General features: G+C 68.6%; 18 protein-coding genes and 2 tRNA genes. 4 read left to right on the top strand and 16 right to left on the bottom strand.

The genetic code is table 11. The features are described 5' to 3' along the window. Positions 1 to 145 precede the first annotated feature (145 nt). Positions 146 to 787 carry a hypothetical protein gene (locus tag ABZW60_RS30010; RefSeq protein ID WP_355482467.1) on the top strand — a complete coding sequence of 214 codons (642 nt, stop codon included), beginning with the start codon at positions 146 to 148 and terminating at the stop codon, positions 785 to 787. A 54-nt stretch (positions 788 to 841) separates the two neighbouring features. On the opposite strand, the gene ABZW60_RS30005 is transcribed toward ABZW60_RS30010, so the two are convergent. The 9 genes from ABZW60_RS30005 to ABZW60_RS29965 form a co-directional block, all read right to left on the bottom strand. After that, a complete protein-coding gene (locus ABZW60_RS30005; protein WP_355482465.1) occupies positions 842 to 3052 on the bottom strand; it encodes an FAD-dependent oxidoreductase in 2211 nt (736 codons plus the stop codon). 10 nt (positions 3053 to 3062) lie between these two features. Continuing rightward, entirely contained in the window at positions 3063 to 3938 is an 876-nt protein-coding gene (locus ABZW60_RS30000) for a MurR/RpiR family transcriptional regulator (RefSeq protein WP_355482463.1), read from the bottom strand. A gap of 22 nt (positions 3939 to 3960) precedes the next feature. Then, positions 3961 to 5334, bottom strand: coding sequence for a hypothetical protein (locus tag ABZW60_RS29995; RefSeq protein WP_355482461.1), 1374 nt, complete (start codon positions 5332 to 5334; stop codon positions 3961 to 3963). Then, on the bottom strand, positions 5331 to 6155 hold the full coding sequence (locus tag ABZW60_RS29990) for a carbohydrate ABC transporter permease (protein ID WP_355482459.1): 825 nt from the start codon (positions 6153 to 6155) through the stop codon (positions 5331 to 5333). The genes ABZW60_RS29995 and ABZW60_RS29990 overlap by 4 nt, the downstream gene beginning before the upstream one ends. Beyond that, positions 6148 to 7080, bottom strand: coding sequence for a sugar ABC transporter permease (locus tag ABZW60_RS29985; RefSeq protein ID WP_355482457.1), 933 nt, complete (start codon positions 7078 to 7080; stop codon positions 6148 to 6150). Before ABZW60_RS29985 ends, ABZW60_RS29990 begins: the two co-directional genes overlap by 8 nt. Then, a complete protein-coding gene (locus ABZW60_RS29980; protein WP_355482455.1) occupies positions 7080 to 8222 on the bottom strand; it encodes an ABC transporter substrate-binding protein in 1143 nt (380 codons plus the stop codon). Before ABZW60_RS29980 ends, ABZW60_RS29985 begins: the two co-directional genes overlap by 1 nt. A 280-nt stretch (positions 8223 to 8502) precedes the next feature. Then, positions 8503 to 9528: a UDP-N-acetylmuramate dehydrogenase gene (locus ABZW60_RS29975; RefSeq protein ID WP_355482453.1), complete on the bottom strand. Its 1026-nt coding sequence runs from the start codon at positions 9526 to 9528 to the stop codon at positions 8503 to 8505. Continuing rightward, complete coding sequence (locus ABZW60_RS29970; protein ID WP_355482451.1) at positions 9525 to 9926, bottom strand: MaoC family dehydratase; 402 nt, start codon at positions 9924 to 9926, stop codon at positions 9525 to 9527. The genes ABZW60_RS29975 and ABZW60_RS29970 overlap by 4 nt, the downstream gene beginning before the upstream one ends. Beyond that, a complete protein-coding gene (locus ABZW60_RS29965; protein WP_355482449.1) occupies positions 9923 to 10345 on the bottom strand; it encodes a MaoC family dehydratase N-terminal domain-containing protein in 423 nt (140 codons plus the stop codon). The genes ABZW60_RS29970 and ABZW60_RS29965 overlap by 4 nt, the downstream gene beginning before the upstream one ends. A 71-nt stretch (positions 10346 to 10416) precedes the next feature. Here ABZW60_RS29965 and ABZW60_RS29960 point away from each other — a divergent pair, with 71 nt between their 5' ends. Further along, positions 10417 to 11163: a (2Fe-2S)-binding protein gene (locus ABZW60_RS29960; RefSeq protein WP_355482447.1), complete on the top strand. Its 747-nt coding sequence runs from the start codon at positions 10417 to 10419 to the stop codon at positions 11161 to 11163. An 81-nt stretch (positions 11164 to 11244) separates the two neighbouring features. Here ABZW60_RS29960 and rpmG read toward each other — a convergent pair whose 3' ends face one another. From rpmG to ABZW60_RS29940, 4 genes are all read right to left on the bottom strand, one after another. Further along, positions 11245 to 11412: a 50S ribosomal protein L33 gene (gene rpmG, locus ABZW60_RS29955; RefSeq protein ID WP_130384703.1), complete on the bottom strand. Its 168-nt coding sequence runs from the start codon at positions 11410 to 11412 to the stop codon at positions 11245 to 11247. A 67-nt stretch (positions 11413 to 11479) separates the two neighbouring features. After that, positions 11480 to 11553, bottom strand: a tRNA-Met gene (locus ABZW60_RS29950). Positions 11554 to 11603: 50 nt separating this feature from the next. Further along, positions 11604 to 11676: transfer RNA gene (locus ABZW60_RS29945), tRNA-Thr, on the bottom strand. A 135-nt stretch (positions 11677 to 11811) separates the two neighbouring features. Next, positions 11812 to 12753, bottom strand: a complete 942-nt coding sequence (locus ABZW60_RS29940; protein WP_355482445.1) for an NAD-dependent epimerase/dehydratase family protein — start codon at positions 12751 to 12753, stop codon at positions 11812 to 11814. 122 nt (positions 12754 to 12875) lie between these two features. On the opposite strand from ABZW60_RS29940, the gene ABZW60_RS29935 reads away from it, so the two are divergent. Further along, positions 12876 to 13508 (top strand): DUF899 family protein, encoded by a 633-nt coding sequence (locus tag ABZW60_RS29935; RefSeq protein ID WP_355482443.1) that lies wholly within the window; start codon positions 12876 to 12878, stop codon positions 13506 to 13508. Here ABZW60_RS29935 and ABZW60_RS29930 read toward each other — a convergent pair. From ABZW60_RS29930 to ABZW60_RS29920, 3 genes are all read right to left on the bottom strand, one after another. Continuing rightward, positions 13505 to 13810, bottom strand: a complete 306-nt coding sequence (locus tag ABZW60_RS29930) for a hypothetical protein (protein ID WP_355482441.1) — start codon at positions 13808 to 13810, stop codon at positions 13505 to 13507. The genes ABZW60_RS29935 and ABZW60_RS29930 overlap by 4 nt on opposite strands. Then, complete coding sequence (locus ABZW60_RS29925; RefSeq protein ID WP_355482439.1) at positions 13807 to 14181, bottom strand: LLM class flavin-dependent oxidoreductase; 375 nt, start codon at positions 14179 to 14181, stop codon at positions 13807 to 13809. Before ABZW60_RS29925 ends, ABZW60_RS29930 begins: the two co-directional genes overlap by 4 nt. 307 nt (positions 14182 to 14488) lie before the next feature. Then, positions 14489 to 14563 (bottom strand): putative leader peptide, encoded by a 75-nt coding sequence (locus ABZW60_RS29920; RefSeq protein ID WP_355483003.1) that lies wholly within the window; start codon positions 14561 to 14563, stop codon positions 14489 to 14491. Between the two features lie 410 nt (positions 14564 to 14973). Here ABZW60_RS29920 and ABZW60_RS29915 point away from each other — a divergent pair, with 410 nt between their 5' ends. Then, positions 14974 to 15831, top strand: a complete 858-nt coding sequence (locus ABZW60_RS29915) for a M23 family metallopeptidase (protein ID WP_355482437.1) — start codon at positions 14974 to 14976, stop codon at positions 15829 to 15831. Positions 15832 to 15861: the final 30 nt, after the last annotated feature.

Below are 15861 nucleotides of genomic sequence, written 5' to 3'. Positions count from 1 at the left end.
TCCCGGACCTCCGCACCCTCCGGACGACCAGCACCGCCACAACCGGCATCACCCAACTCAGCCTGACCAACCCCAGCCGCGACCAGCGGACGACCCACGCCAGCCTCTGCTCCGGAGCCGGGGCGAACGAACCAGGAGCGAAGTGATGAAACCAGGACAGTTGTCCGGCGACGTGGGCTCGCTGATCGTTCGAGCGCTCCTGGACTTCCGGACCCTCTGGACGACCCACGACCTGGTGACAACCACCGGCGTTCCCGTCCAGAGCATCCGCCGAACAATCAACGGACTCGAACGCGACGGCCTGGTCGAGCGCCGGGCGCCCGGAGTCGTCGCCGTACCGAGCTGGTTCGCCCTCCTCCGCCGCTGGAACGACGACGTCCGCTTCAACCGCGACGCCCGCGTCACGTACTGGCGCAGCAAACAAGGCACCCAGTCGGTCCTGGACCACATCCCAACCACAGAACTCCGCCACGCAGTCACCGGCAGCCACGCAGCACGGGTGTGGGCTCCAGACACCCCACCCGGAGCAACCGTCATCTACACCCCAGACGCACAGCTCGCCGCCGCGGTCCTGGAACTGATCCCAGCCAGAACCAAAACCATAGTCCTGGCCGAGCCACCAACCGAGGTCGTCTACACCCGCACCCGAAAGACCAACACAGGCCTCCGCCTAGCCGCCCCCACCCAGGTCCTAGCAGACCTCATCACCGGCGCAGCCAAGTCCCCCACCGCCGCCAACCCCCTACTCACCTGGATGCTCGACCACGAACTGGAGTGGCGCTATTAGGCCCCCGGGCTGCACCGGCCACCGCCGGTGCAGCATGCCAGCGCTACCTGCCTGTTAGTAGGCGCGGATGGAGACTACGTGGGCTCTGGGGGCTCCGTTGGTGTTGTGGGTGGTGAGGCGTAGGTGGGTGGCTGGGGTGGGGGTGTTGAGGGGGTGGTGCTGGGTTCTGTGGTGGTTGGCGGTCACCTCGGCTACGGAGTGCCATGGGCCCTGGCCGTTGCGGACTTCCAGGGTGTAGGTGGCCAGGAGGGTTGGGAGGGATTCGAAGGGGGTGCGGTGGTGGTGGAGGTTGATGAGGTCCTCTTGTACGTCCGCGTCCAGGACCACGACGATCTCGGAGAGGTCGACCGGCTCGGGCCAAGTGAGTTCCAGCCAGGGGTTGGGGTCCCAGGCGAGGTCTTCGGATGACCACAGGTTGGGGCCGCCGTACGGGCGGGAGTAGCCGCCGATGACCTTGTCAGGTGTGTACGCCGACGTCTCGCCGAGGCGGATACACAGGCCGGCGCGGGGCAGGATGTGTTTCCAGGCGCGGAACTGCTCGGTCCACTGCTCGTCCGGCGCCGGTTCGCGGCGGGTGAAGTGGATCGTCCCGGGCAGCGTCGTCGACGCGGTGTGAACCGAGATGTCCGGGGTGCTGCGCAGTACGACGAACGCGTTCGAGGGAGCGGAAGGACGCCAGGCCAGCGGAATCCGGATCCAGCGTTTCTCGCCGGCCGGCACCTCGACGGTGCACGAGTCGACGAGCTGAGCAGGCAGGTAGTTCTGCGGCTTCAACGGATCATGAAGCTCGACGGTCAAGGAGCCGCCGGTGGAATCGACCAGCAACTCGAACCCGTCCAGAGCCGGGTCGACCGGAATGACCATCCCGAGGTCGGCGGTCAGCGGCATCGTCCCCGACGACACCTCGAGCGCGGGCCGCGTCAGCGTCGAGGACGCCGTCACGGTCGCTGACAGCGCAAGGTTCGCCGGGTCGTCGTCGACGACACCGAGGACCGACGCGTCGGCGCGGGTGAGCGCGTGCTTCATCAGGCCGAACTGGTCGTGCGCCAGCTCTTGCGGCGTCAACCCGTTGCGCAAGGCAATAGATGCGCCGATGCCGGCCGCCTCGCCGAGCAGCGCACAGGTCGCCATCACCCGGGTGGTCCCGAATGCGACGTGGCTCGCACTGATGTTCCGCCCGGCGATCCACAGGTTCCGCACGTTCCGGGAATACAAGGAACGCAACGGAATGTGGTAGTTCCCGTCCGGATGCCAGTGCTTCGACCCGCGCTCGGACGCGTACACACCGCCCGGCGGGTGCAGGTCGATCGACCAGCCGCCGAAGGCCACCCGGTCGTCGAACTCGGTCTGGTCGAGGACGTCGTGCTGGGTCAGCACGTGGTCGCCGAGGAAACGCCGATACTCACGTTTTCCGGGGACCGACCCGATCCATTCCAGGGTCAGGTTGTCCGCGTCGAACCGGCCGGAGTTCTTGATGTAGTCCCAGATCCCGTAGACGACCGCCTGCAGCTCGTCCCGGATCGCCTCGTTGTCGTCGACGACGTCCAGCTCACCGCCCCATTCGACCCACCAGAACGCGCAGCCGTTCATATCCGTCCGGATCACCCGGCGGTCCGGAATCGCGGTTTCCGTGACGTCCCGCGCGAACGACGGCGGCACGAACCGGACCGGCTCCCCCGCGTCCTTGGTGTAGAAGAGGATCGTGCTGCCGAGCGTGTTCGAGTCCGGGACGTCGGGCGCCCAGGACTCGTCGTACTCCGCGCGCGGTTCCCGCCCGGTGCGGAAATCCGCGCCGGAAAGCATTCCGACCAGCCCGTCGCCCGAGCAGTCCACGAACACCGGGCTGACGAACCGGATCTCCTTCTCGGACCCCATCTGCCAGCCGGTCACCGACCGGATCGCACCGTCCGCGGCCTCCACGGACCGCACGTCGGTGTTCAGGTACAGCGTGATCCGCGGCTCGGCGCGGACCGCCTCCAGCAGCACGAGATCCCAGTAGTACGGGTTTCCGAGCGGATTCCGGAACTGGTTCTCGACGAACAGCTCGCCCATCACGCCGGTCTCCCGCGCGAAGCTCTGGACGCCGTGCGCGGTGGCCCCGCACACCCACACCCGGACCTCGCTGGACGAGTTCCCGCCGAGCACCGGCCGGTTCTGCACCAGTGCCACGGTGCTGCCCTGCCGCGCGGCGCCGATCGCCGCGCAGATCCCGGCGAGCCCGCCGCCGACGACGGTCAGATCGGTCTGGACCTCGAGCTGCTGCATGCATACCCCTCTAGGTATCTCGCTGGACGACGGGCTGCCCCGGCCCGTTCGGATGATGTGCGGTCAGGTGATCGGGCACCCGCTGTGCGACCAGGACGAACAACAGGCCGGCCGTCAGCACGTCGCTCGCGCGGCCGGCGAAGAACTCGGTCCAGTTCGCGCCGTTCGGCGTACCGGTGTCGAGCGTGACGTCGGCGATCCGGCTGATCGGCGCGTCCGGCATCCCGCTGATCGCGACCGTCAGCGCACCCTCCTCGCCGGCCCGCCGGATGAAGTCGAGCGTGGTCGCGTCGGTGCCGGACCGCGTCACGGTCAGCGCGACATCCCCCTCGCCGAGCAGCCCGGCGCCGATCTGCGAGGACTGCGGGCCGTCGAAGAACCACACCGGAATCCCGATCCGCAGTAGCCGGATGTACAGCTCGCGGGCCGGGATCGCGTCGCCCCACTCGCCGTAGATGTGGGTCCGCCGGGCCCCGGCGATCGCGTCCGCGACCCGGGTGGCCGCGGCCAGGTCGATCGCGGCCAACGCGTTCCGCAACGCGTTCGCCTGCGTCGACGCGAGCACGTTCAGCACCTGCTCGGGCGGGTCCGCCGGCCCGATCGCCATCCCGATATCGCTCGCCCAGCCTGCCTCAAGACCGCGGCCGACCTCCATCGCCAGCGCGGCCCGCAGCGCCGGGTACCCGGCGTACCCGAGGTGGGTGGACAACCGGGTAACGGTTGCCGCCGAGGTCTGCGCGGTCTCGGCCAGCTTGGTGATCGATCCGCGCGCGACCTCGTCCGGGTTCGCCAGGATGTGTTCGGCGACCCGTTGCATGGCTCCGTTCAGCTCGGGCAGCGCCCGTTTGACCAGCTGTAACGGACTCGGACTACCGGCTCGTTCCATCGAGGAATCCATTCCGTGATCATCACGTATACACGAACTGGGCACTCGCGACGCCGTCCGCGTCACTCGCCACCCGTACCCAGTGCGCACTGAACCCGGGCGGGAAAACGTGTGACCGAACCTGGCCGGGCTCGACCGTCAGCGTCTCCACCGCGCCGAACCGGCCGTGCCCGTGGAAGTCGATCTCGACCGTGATGGTCAGCGGCGTCTCGGAGAAGTTCTCCAGGTGCAGACACTTCCCGTCGAAGCCGGTCATCAGGTACGGGTCGGACGGAACGCCGGCGGAAACCGTTGTCTCCCACCACGGCCCGCCCCACCCGGCCGGCTTCCCGAAGCTCCACAGGTCGTCGGTCTTCCCGAACCACAGGCCGGACTGCGGCTCGGCCGTCGTCGGATTCAGCCCGTGGCTAGGGGACGCGTTGTCCGCGCCCGCGACCAGCAGTCCGCGCCAGGAACAGAAATCGCCGAGCACCCACAGGTGCGTCGAGATCGGCCGGATGCCCCAGACCCGCCCGCCGTACGCCCACGGCGACACCTCGTAGAACATCCCGTGGTGGTCCATCAGCAGCCGCTCGTGCTCGACCTCGCGGATCCGCGGCCACTCGGTCTGCCACTTGTGGTCGAAGCAGTGCGACGCCTTCGGCAGCCGGTAGCGCGTCCACTTCCGGTCGGACTCGGTGAACACCTCGAGGATCGCCGACGCCCGGTCCCACCCGGTCGCGAAGATCGTGCCGCCGAACTCGTGCCGTCCGCCGATCGCGGTGAACGGGTCCTCGCGGAGGATCCGCCAGGCCGTACCGTCGTACTCCGCCAGCCGGCCGCGCGACCGCTCGCCGGCCCATTCCGGCTCGGCGTACTCGTTGGAGCACACCACCAGCCGGCCGAAGCTCGTGTAGCAGTCCTTGTAGTGGACCTTCATCTCGCCGTCGGTCCCGAGCTCGTCGTTGAGGTCGAAGAGCTGCGTGCACTCGTACGTCGTGACGTCGAGCTCGAACAGCTCGCCCTCCATCGCGAGCACGTAGACGTGCGTGTCCGGCTTGGTCAGGTGCCGCGCCGTGCCGCAGACCCGCACCGGCGCGAGCTCCGGGACCGTGACGATCTTGTGGTCCGCGGAAATCACGTGCGGACCAAGAACCAGCCGAGAGGTCGGAAAATGCACGAAACGGTTGGTGTACGTTCCGTCCACGCCGAGAGTTTCCGGAACGATTTCCATCGACAGGTCGGCGTCGATCCGGCGCAGGCTCACCCCCGCGCCCGACGCCGCCTTGTGGGAGTTGTAGTTCTGGACGTAGAGCTTCCCGTTCCATGGCATCAGCGACCCGACACCGAGCTCGCTGCGCGGCGGACCGAAGTCGCCGATCTGGGCGAGATGCGGAAAGACACCGGAAATGTTCATTTGATCCCTGTATGCGTCATGGCCGCGATGAAGCGGCGCTGCAGGACGACGAACACGATCAGCACCGGCACGATCGAGATCACCGAGGCGGCCATCGTCAGGCCGGGCGCGATCTGGCCCTGTTCGTCGACGAAGTTGGTCAGGCTGAGCGGCAGCGTGTACCGGTCCGGGTTGCTGATCAGCACCAGCGGCGTCTCGTAGTCGTTCCAGGACCAGACGAAGGCGAGGATGCCGAGCGCACTCATCACCGGTGTTGCCAACGGCAAGTAGATCCGGGTGAACACCTGCCACTCGTTGGCGCCGTCCATCCGCGCCGCCTCGGCGAACTCGGCCGGCTGGCTGACGAAGAACTGGCGCATCAGGAACGTGCCGAGCACGGTGAACATCCCCGGGAGGATCAACGCCCAGAGCGTGTCGTACAGCCCGAGTTTCTGGAAGTAGATGAACCGCGGGACGAGCAGCAGTTGCGCCGGGATGATCGCCGTCGCGAGGTACAGCAGGAACAACTTGTCCCGGCCCTTGAACGACATCCGCGCGAACGCGTAGCCCGCCATCGTCGCGGTGATCAACTCGCCCGCGACCCGCAGCAGCGCGACGAACACCGAGCGGCCGAACGCCGGCAGCACGGAGGTCGCCCCGCTCAGCACCGTGCTGAAGTTGTCCCACTGGAACGGGTCCGGGATCCACTGCATCGGGATCTTGTACGCGTCCACGTCCGGCTTCAACGCGGTCGAGATCATCCACGCGAACGGAGCGAGGAAGGCGATGGCGAGGATCCACAGCGGGATCCCCCAGATCCACTTGCTGTACTTCCTAGTCATTGAGGGCCCTCCCTCGCTGCGCCCGCCAGGTCACCAGCGTCAGGGCGAGCACGCCCACGAACGTCACCAGGCCGATCGCCGACGCGTAGCCGAACCGGTAGAACTGGAACCCGGTCTGGTACATGTAGTACGAGATCGTGGTGGTCGCGTCGCCCGGACCGCCCGCGGTGATCAGCGCGATCAGGCCGAATCCCTGGGACGCGCCGATGATCATCGTGACCAGCAGGAAAACGGTGGTCGGCAGCAACGACGGCCAGGTGATCACGCGGAACTTCGCCCACGCGGAGGCCCCGTCGATATCGGCCGCCTCGTACAGTTGCCGCGGCGCGTCCTGCAGCGCGGACAGGTAGATCAGCGAGCAGTACCCGACGCCGCCCCACACCGCCATCACGATCAACGCCGGCAGCGCCCAGTGCGACGAGGCGAACCACCCGGGCTGCACTCCGAAGGCGTCGAGGACCTGGTTGACCAGGCCGGCCTTCGGGTTCATCAGCATCAACCAGGTCATGCCGATCGCGACCACGTTGACGATGTACGGCAGGAAGAAGATCGCCCGCAGGACGGCGCGCCCCGGCAGCGGGCGGTTGAGCGCGATCGCCAGCGCCAGCCCCAGGACGACGGTGAGCGGGACCGACACCGCGACGTACACCAGCGTCAGGCCGACCGCGTGCCAGAAGCCCGGGTCGCGGGCGATCGCGACGAAGTTGTCGATGCCGTTGAACGTGATGCCGCCGAGGCCGGACACCAGGTTCCAGTCGGTGAAGGCGAGCACGACGACGCTGATCAGCGGGATCAGCGTGAACGCGACCACGCCGAGCAGGTTCGGCGCGATGAACAGGAAGCCGATCCAGCCGGACGGCCGGATCCCCGGGCCCTTCGCGGTCCGGGCCTCGGTACCGGCCGCGACGACGGTGGCGGTGGCCATCAGGGCCTCCTCTCGTTACGGGCGATCGCGGCGTCGGCGAGCCGCCGGACCTCACGGATCGCGACGCCCGGGTCCTTCTCGCCGAGCCAGCACAGGTCGCGCTGCTGCTTCATCGCCAGCGAGATCTCCGGGAACCCGGTCAGCCGGGTGTCGGTGGCGAGCTTCGGGTCCGACGCCAGGACGACCCGGCGGAACGAGTCGAGATCGAAGTACTTCTCGGGCTCTTTTCCGAGCATTCCGGAAACGATCTGCTCGTCGGTGACGTTGCCGAGCGCCGGCATCTTGCCGCCCTTGAGCATCGGCGTCGCGCCCTCGGTCAGCCAGAACTTCACGAACGCCCAGGCCGCCTCGAACTTCGGCGACTTCGGGTTGACCATGATGAAGTTGCTGTACGAGCCGCCGTTCCAGTTCTGGCCGTCGACCGTCGGCGACGGGGCGAACGCGACCTTGAAGTCGTGCGGGTACTTCTTCGCGTCGTACAGGTAACGCAGGTTGAACGGGGCGGTCGACCAGAGGTGGAACTCCTCGCCCAGGAACGAGTTCTGCTGGTACGCGTCCAGGTGCCGTGACAGCACCTCGGTCCACGGGAAAGCGGTGCCCGCGGCGATCATTTCCCGGCCGAGCCGGAAACCCTGCTCGAAATGCGGATCGCCGAAGTTCGAGCGGTTTCCGTCGTACCAGTAGTTCGGCCCGAGGGCGATCCGGGCGACGTCCGGGAGCGTGTACGTGCCGACCGTCTTGTCCGTCGTCAGTTTCCGGGCCGTCGCCCGGAACTCCTCGATCGTCCACGACTGCGGCAGCTCGACACCGGCCTGCTGCCGGAGCTTCTCGTTGAACAGCACGAAGAACGGTTCGCGCGCGGTGGCCAGCGCCTTCACCTTGCCGTTGTCGATGTACGACCGCGGCTGCTCGGTGTCCAGGAACACCTGCAGGTCCGGATCGGCCCGCACCCGGTCGGTCAGGTCCGCCGCCAGTCCGGACCCGGCCCGCAGCGCCATCGCGGCCTGTGAGTACGTGAAGTACACGTCGATGTCGACGCCACCCTGCAGCGCGGTGTCGAGCTTGAGATTGCCGCGGTCGTCGTTCACGAACCGCGTGTAGTTCACCTTGTACTGCGGAAACTTCGCCTGGAACGCTTTCACCACGTCAGCCGGCCCCGACGCCGCCGGCACTCCGCCCCACACCTGCAGGGCCCCGGACCGCCCACTGTCCGTACCGGAACACCCCGGCACGACAGCCGCGGCCAGCCCCGCTCCCACCCCGGCCAACACTTCCCGCCGAGAAAATCTTTTACGCCTCACGCGCCACCTCCGACCAGATCGCGTAAAAGATTAGCGAGCCGGACCGAGCCTTGCCTACCCCCGGACGCAAATCTTTTTCACCCGAGGCGAGGCCGGGCGGCCGGACGAGCCGGCGCGCGGCTCAGAAGCTGCAGTTCACCAGGACCGGCTCGTTGACGAGCGTGATGCCGAAGGACTGCTGCACCTGGGTCCGGACGTGCGTGGCCAGGGTGAGCAGTTCCTTCGCGGTCGCCTCTCCGCGATTGGTGAGAGCCAGCGTGTGCTTCGTGGAGACGCCGGCGTTGCCGATGGTGAAGCCCTTCGAGACACCGGCGTGTTCGATGAGCCAGGCCGCGCTGGTCTTCACGCGACCGTCGGCCTGCGGCCATTGCGGTGCGCCGGCCGGGACCTCGGCGGGGGTGTCGAGGATCGGGTTGGTGAAGAAGGAGCCCGCGCTCCAGGTGTCGTGGTCGGCGGGGTCGAGCACCATGCCCTTGCCGCGACGCAGGCCGAGCACGGCTTCCCGGACCTCGGTCATCGGCGCGCGCGACCCCGGCTCGACGTCGAGGACCCGGGCGAGTTCGGCGTACCCGACCGGGGCGGACAGGTCACCGAGTGTCAGCTGGAACGCGACCTCGAGGACGACGTACCGCGACGGGTCGGCCTTGAAGCGGGAGTTGCGGTAGCTGAACCCGCAGTCCGCGGCGAACATCGTGCGGACCTGGTTGTCGACCCGGTCCCAGACCCGCACCGACGCGATCGTCTCGGCGACCTCGTGCCCGTACGCACCGACGTTCTGCACCGGCGTCGACCCGGTCAGCCCGGGGATGCCGGACATCGACTCGAGCCCGCTCCACTCCTCGGCGATCGCGCGCTGCACGACGCCGTCCCAGTCCTCACCCGCAGCGATGTGCACCATCGCGCCGGAACACATGTCCGCATCGACGCGGATGCCGGAGGTCGCGATCTTGACGACGGTGCCGCGGAAACCGTCGTCACCGATCACCACGTTGCTGCCGCCGGACAGCAGCAGCACCGGCTCCCCGGCCGCGTCGGCGTCCCGGACGGCGGTGATCAGGTCGTCCTCGGTGCCGGCCTCGACGAACTTGTCGGCCGGCCCGCCGATCCGCAGCGTGGTGTGGTCGGCCAGCGACACATGCGTACTCACCGGACGCGCACGACCGCCCTGGCCCGGCCGAGCACCTTCTCCTCGCCGGCCACCGCGGTGATGTCGATCTCGGCGAGGCCGTCCGCGACCTTGTCGACCTTGGCGGAAAACGTCACATTCACGCCCTTGTCGTCGTCCGGTACGACGACCGGCTTGGTGAACCGGACGCCGTACTCCACCAGGTCGGCCGGGTCGTCGAGCCAGTCCGTGACGACCCGCGCGGCCGAGGCCATCGTGAGCATCCCGTGCGCGATCACGCCGGGCAGCCCGAGCGCGGCGGCCATCCGGTCGCTCCAGTGGATCGGGTTGAAGTCGCCGCTCGCCCCGGCGTAGCGGACCAGGTCGTCACGCTTGAGGGTGACGGTCAGCGGCGGGAGCTCGTTGCCTGCCTCGATCATGCGTCCGCCCGGTTGTGCGAGAGGGTCGACGTCGCCGTGCCGATCGGCTCGCCGTCGACGGTGGTCAGGGCGGTCTCGTACATGATCACCTCGACAGGACCGGCCTTGCGCACGGTGGTGATGGTGGCGGTGGCGGCGATCTCGTCGCCGGCCTTGATCGGGCGGGTGTAGCTGAATTTCTGCGCGCCGTGCACGATCCGGTCCAGCCGCAGTCCCAGCTCGGCGTCGTTCAGCAGCTCCTCGAGTGCCCGGCTGCCGATCACGAAGCCGAACGTCGGCGGTGCGATCGGGTCATCACCCCGGTACGCCGGGTTACCGTCGCCGATCGCGTCGGCGAACTCCCGGATCTTCTCCCGGCCGACCTGGTAGGACCCGGCGGCCGTGTAACTCCGGCCGACCATCGTGGCGTCGATCGTCATATCCGCTAACCCTACTGGCAGACTATGGCAAGGGTTTCCGCCGCCCACGATTCCGACGGAGAAGGTTGAACGTGACGGCAGTGGCGGCGCTGGCGAAGTACGCGCCTCGGTACCGGCTGGAGATCGGTGAGCCGGAGGGCTCCGACTGGCTGCGGGTGGACCGGATCCTGGAACCGGGCAGTCCCGAACTCACCGAGCTGCTCAAGCGCGACGACGAGGCCAGTTGCCACCGGACGGCGCATGCGAACGCGCTCAGCATGATGTCGTTCTACGCCGGCCGCGCACCGGCGACCGCGCTGCTGCTCTGGGCGCTGGAGGGGCGCGTCCTCGACATCCGCCCGGAGAACCTCTGGGTCCGCCCGCACACCGGCCACGGAATCGCAGCGGTCGCCGTTCGTTCCGCGGATTTCCTGCCCGGCGGCCTCGAAACGCTGTACGACGTCGTACTACGGAAACACCTGCTCCCGCTTTCCGAGGAGCTGCACCGGCGGACGCGGGCCGGCCTGCGGCAGGTGTACGGCGGCGTCGCGGCCGGCTGCGCGATGGGGTTCTGCGCCGCGACGCGCGAGGAGGTCACGGTCGAGCCGGCGTACCTGCTCGAGCGGTGGCAGACCTTCGTGGCGAAGGCGCCGGGCGGACTCGCGCGGCTCGGCGATGTGGAGGTGGCGGGCGGGAAGCTCGTCTACCTGCGGAACACGTGCTGTCTGTACTACACGAGCGAGGCCGGCGACGGCACGCTCTGCGGCTCATGCTGCCTGACGCCGCGTGACGAGCGTCTCACCGCCTACGAGGGCGGCCGCCCGATCCTCACCGTCTGACGGCCAGTCCCTGGCCTCTGCGGGCACAGCAAAAGGCCGCTCCGGATGATCCGGAGCGGCCCTCGCGAAGCGATGCTGAGGTCAGCGGGTCTCGCGGTGATCCGTGTGGTCGTTGCACCGGTGGCAGTACTTCTTCAGCTCAAGACGGTCCGGGTCGTTGCGCCGGTTCTTCTTGGTGATGTAGTTCCGCTCCTTGCACACCGTGCAAGCCAGAGTGATCTTCGGGCGGATGTCGGTCGACTTGGCCACTGCTGCCTCTTCTGTCAGGAGTGCGCAACTGAGGTGATCGCACTCTCGATGTACTGCCGTTGGTGGGTAGCGGGGGCGGGAGTCGAACCCGCGACACCACGATTATGAGCCGTGTGCTCTAACCACCTGAGCTACCCCGCCGCGAGAGTCCGTCATCTCACCCGGCGGACCGGGTGAGATGTCGTTCTCAGAGCCCCTTTACGGAATCGAACCGTAGACCTTCTCCTTACCATGGAGACGCTCTGCCGACTGAGCTAAAGGGGCGGGCCGAGGAGAGAGATTACACGGTCCCCCGCCTCGATGTGAAATCGAGCCAGGAGCGCCTTGCAGGCCCCTCAGTCCGTCCCGGAAAGCATACCGGCTCCGCGGTAGTGCTCTTGACCATTTTCCGGTCCGGTTTCAGTCCAGTACGGCGTCGTCCGCGGAGAAGTCGTCCGACGGATCCGCGGGCGGGTGCGCGAGATGCCACCGGACCGACGCGCGGAGCGTCCCGGCCGGATCGGCCGGAGTCCACCCGAGGACCGTGCGCGCCTTCGAGGAGTCCGTCAGCAGGTGCTGGGTGATCGCCCCGGTGAGCACCAGGTCCGCCGGCAGCAGGTCGTCCCGTACGCGGACCAGTTCCGTGTCCGCGGCGCCCGCCGCCGCGAGAATGTGTTCCGCGAACAGCCGGTACGGCGCCGTCGACGGCTCCGCCACGTTGAAGGCGCCGGGGACGTCTCCGGCGAGCGCCAGCGACACCGCGGCCGCGACGTCACCGACGTACACCCGGCTGAACAGGAACTGCCCGGAGCCGACCGGGATCCGCCGCCGCCCGGCCCGGACCCGGCGCAGGACGAACTCGAAGCGCCGCTGGTAGTCGTGCTCGCCGTACACCGCGCCGAGGCGCAGCACGGTCGCGCCGCGCGGGAGATACCGCTCCTCCATCTCGAGGTTCTCGTACTGCGGGCCGTCGACGAACCGGCGCTCCCGCAGCGGTGACTCCTCGGTCAGCGGCAGCGCGTCCGTCGCCCGGTCCGAGTGCAGGGCGTCGTACGCGCGGTAGACGTCGCAGCTGGAGACGGCGACGAGCTTCACCGCCGGTCCGACCGCTCCGAGGGCCGCGTCGGCGGCCGCCGCGTTCATCCCGGAGACGTCGACGAGCGCCTCGGGATCGAACGGCTTGAGCGCCGCGGCCAGCGCTGCCCCGTCGTGCCGGTCGACGTGGGCGTGCTCGACCGGCACGAGATCAGCCGGCTCGTGGTCGCCGCGGTGCACGACCAGCAGCGTGTGCCCCTCCGCCGCCAGCCGCTCGACGACGGCCCGGCCGATGAACTGGGTACCACCCAGGATCGCGATCCTCATGACCACAGTCCTATCGGGTCGCGGCACCCCGGCCCAGACTCGTCTGCGGCCGGCAGACACGGGTGTGTCGAGGACAGGCGGACAGCTTCGTCGTACTGGCAGAACCTACGAGAGGAGCACGAATGTCCGAGACAGCGATGCCGCCGGTCGTTTCCGCCGACGAGTGGGCCGCGGCTCGTGCGGAGCTGCTGGTCGCCGAGAAGGAGGCGACGCGCACCCTCGACCGGATCGCGGCGCAGCGGCGGCGGCTGCCGATGGTGCGGTTCGCCGAGTACACGTTCACGTCGACCGAGGGCCCGGTCACGCTGCGGGAACTGTTCGGCGAGCATCGTCAGCTCGCGCTGTACCAGTTCATGAACGCGGGGCCGGACGCGTTCTGCGGCGGCTGCACGTACTTCACCCAGAACGTCGCCAACCTCGACGGGCTGGCACGCAACGACATCGCCTGGGCGACGGTTTCCGACATGCCGATCGAGCAGATGGCCGGGTACTGGAAGGAGAAGGGCTGGCTGCATATCCCGTTCGCGTCCTCGGCGGGTACGACGTTTTCCGCCGACTGCGGCGCCGGCGGCGGCTTCCTGCTGAACCTGTTCCTGCGCGACGGCGACAACGTTTTCCGCACCTACACGACCGGTCAGCGCGGCGTCGACCACCTGCTGTTCAGCAGCACCGTTTCCGACCTCGCGGCGTACGGCCGCCAACAGGACTGGGAGGACTCCCCGGCGGGCTGGCCGCAGGCGCCGACGTACGGCTAGGCCCAGACGCGGCTGGGGTACGCCGCCCGGAGCGACGGCATCACGTCCGTGACAAAGGTCTCGACGGACTCCCGGTTCTCTGCCGCCGGGAGTCCCGGGACCGCCACGGAAATCCCGGAAAGCTCGTGCCCGAACGCTTCCTGGTACCGGCCGAACTTGTCGATCACCTGCTCCGGCGATCCGACCAGCACCGATCCGCCGTCGAGGAACGGCAACTGGTTGTGCCGGGCGCCCGGCGAGTCCATGAACGCGTCGAAGACCGGCCGGTACCCCTCCACCGCTTCTTGCGAGGTCTTCTTCACGTACAGCCCGTTGAACCCGGCGCCCACCACAGCCGCCGCCGGGTCCCGCCCGTACGCCTCCCAGCGCTCGCGCCGTCCGACCGGTACGGCCGCGGCTGCGTGGTCGCTTTCGTCAGCGCCGGCCGGTAGCGCCCGGACCAGGACACCCCGGTCTCGCGCAGCACTCGCCGGAGCAGCTCGTACTTCTCCCGGTTGCGGTCCCACTGCCCGTCCGGCTCGTACCCGAACAGCGCGTTCTGGTCCGGGTCGTTCCCCTTCCCGATGATGATGTCCAGCCGCCCGCCCGACAGCTGATCGAGCGTCGCGTAGTCCTCCGCTGCGCGTGCCGCTCCCCCACGCCGTACGCGTCGAACCCGAGCTCCTCGGCCCACTGCGCCTGCTGGACGACGTGCCGGAACCGCTCGGACGGCGTGAGCTGGACGCCGCTGATCGGATCCGGCGAGTTGTCGATCAGCGTGTAGGTACAGAACTTCACCTGGCTGTCACCGCACCTTCTGCTCGCCCGCGGTTACTGCGGTGGCCGGCGGACCGGTGGTACCGGACGCGGACGTGACTGAAGTGGTGGACACGATGACACTTCCTGGCGGTGGGCAGGCTTCGCGGGCCCTCCGGCGCCGGAGGGCAGCAGGCGACAGACGTCCGGACCGGACGTCTCAACAGGACGCGAGGTAACTCGGCTCAGCGCAGACAGAGCGCGCTGGAGACCCGGAGAAGGTCGATGTGGAGGCGGTAGTACGGCGGCTTGCGCGTCATCCCCGTCCCCTCTCGTCGGTCGTGTCATCTCAGTATGGGACGCGCTTGAAAGATTAGTAAGTCAGTCGACAAAGCTCTCAATATATGGACGGCTTATACCGGTCCGGAGGGGCCGCCCGACGCCACCGGGGGCGTGATCCGCGTCACAGCGGCGACGACTTTGTTCCCCGGCCGGTTCACGCCTGAGCATGCACCGGGCGGCAAGGTGCCCTCACTGACCGTGTTCGATTTCGTTTGATCTTTTCGTAATCCGTGTTTGGGCGTCCGTGACCTTCTCGTTATGGTCGTTGAGGCCGTCGGTTCCCCTCACCGGCGGTTTCCCCTCCCCTGGAAGGTTTTCCGTGCCCACTCACCAAGACGCGCCGCATGCAGATCGGCAGGCGTCAGGCCTCCCGGCTGCCTCGCGCCCGGTGGCAAAGCACCGCTCCTCCCGTCGCAGCGTCCGCCGTACCCAGCTGATCGGCCTGACCGCCGCCTTGGCGGCCGCGGCCGGTACGACCACCGTCGGACTCAGCTCGTCCGCGAGCGGTCCGGCCAATGCGTCCGGAAGCACCGGTCTGAGCCCCGCCCAGGCCGACGCCCTGACCGCCGCCCGCGTCGACCGGCGCGACCTCGGATCCCGGGACGCGTCCCGGATCGACCTGTCGCTCGCGTCGAGCCGGAAGGCGGCCGCCGACGCCGCCGCGAAGCAGCGGGCCGCGAAGCTCGCCGCGAACGCGACGCTCACGCAGCGCCGGGCGCTCGCCCTGGCCGCCGCCAAGGCAGCTGCCGCCCGCAAGGCCGCCGCTCAGGCGAAGGCCCTGGCCGAGGCTCGTGCCGAAGCCGTCGCGAAGGCCGCGGCTCTCAAGGCGGCCGCCGCCAAGGCCGCGCCGAAGGTCGTGCTGCCGACCACCGGCTACCACCTGACCGCCCGCTTCGACCAGGCCGGCGGCCGCTGGGCGCACAACCACACCGGTCTCGACTTCGCGGCCCCGATGGGTACGCCGGTCCGCTCGGTGATGGCCGGTGAGGTCATCCAGGCCGACTTCGAAGGCGCCTACGGCCGCCAGGTGAAGGTCCGGCACGCCGACGGCACCGTCACGTCGTACAGCCACATGTCCGAGTTCGACGTCTCCGTCGGCGACTCGGTCAAGGCCGGCACGATGGTCGGCCGCATCGGCATGACCGGCAACACCACCGGCCCCCACGTCCACTTCGAGGTCCTCCCCGGCGGCGGCTCCCCGATCAACCCGGAGCCCTGGCTCCGCGACCACGGCGTCAACCCGTAACCAGCTAGCGTTCCCCCGACCACTTCGAAG

Origin of the sequence: Kribbella sp. NPDC003557, assembly GCF_040610805.1 — a bacterium.
Classification (GTDB): Bacteria; Actinomycetota; Actinomycetes; order Propionibacteriales; family Kribbellaceae; genus Kribbella.
This window is presented reverse-complemented; position numbering and strand designations above follow the sequence as displayed.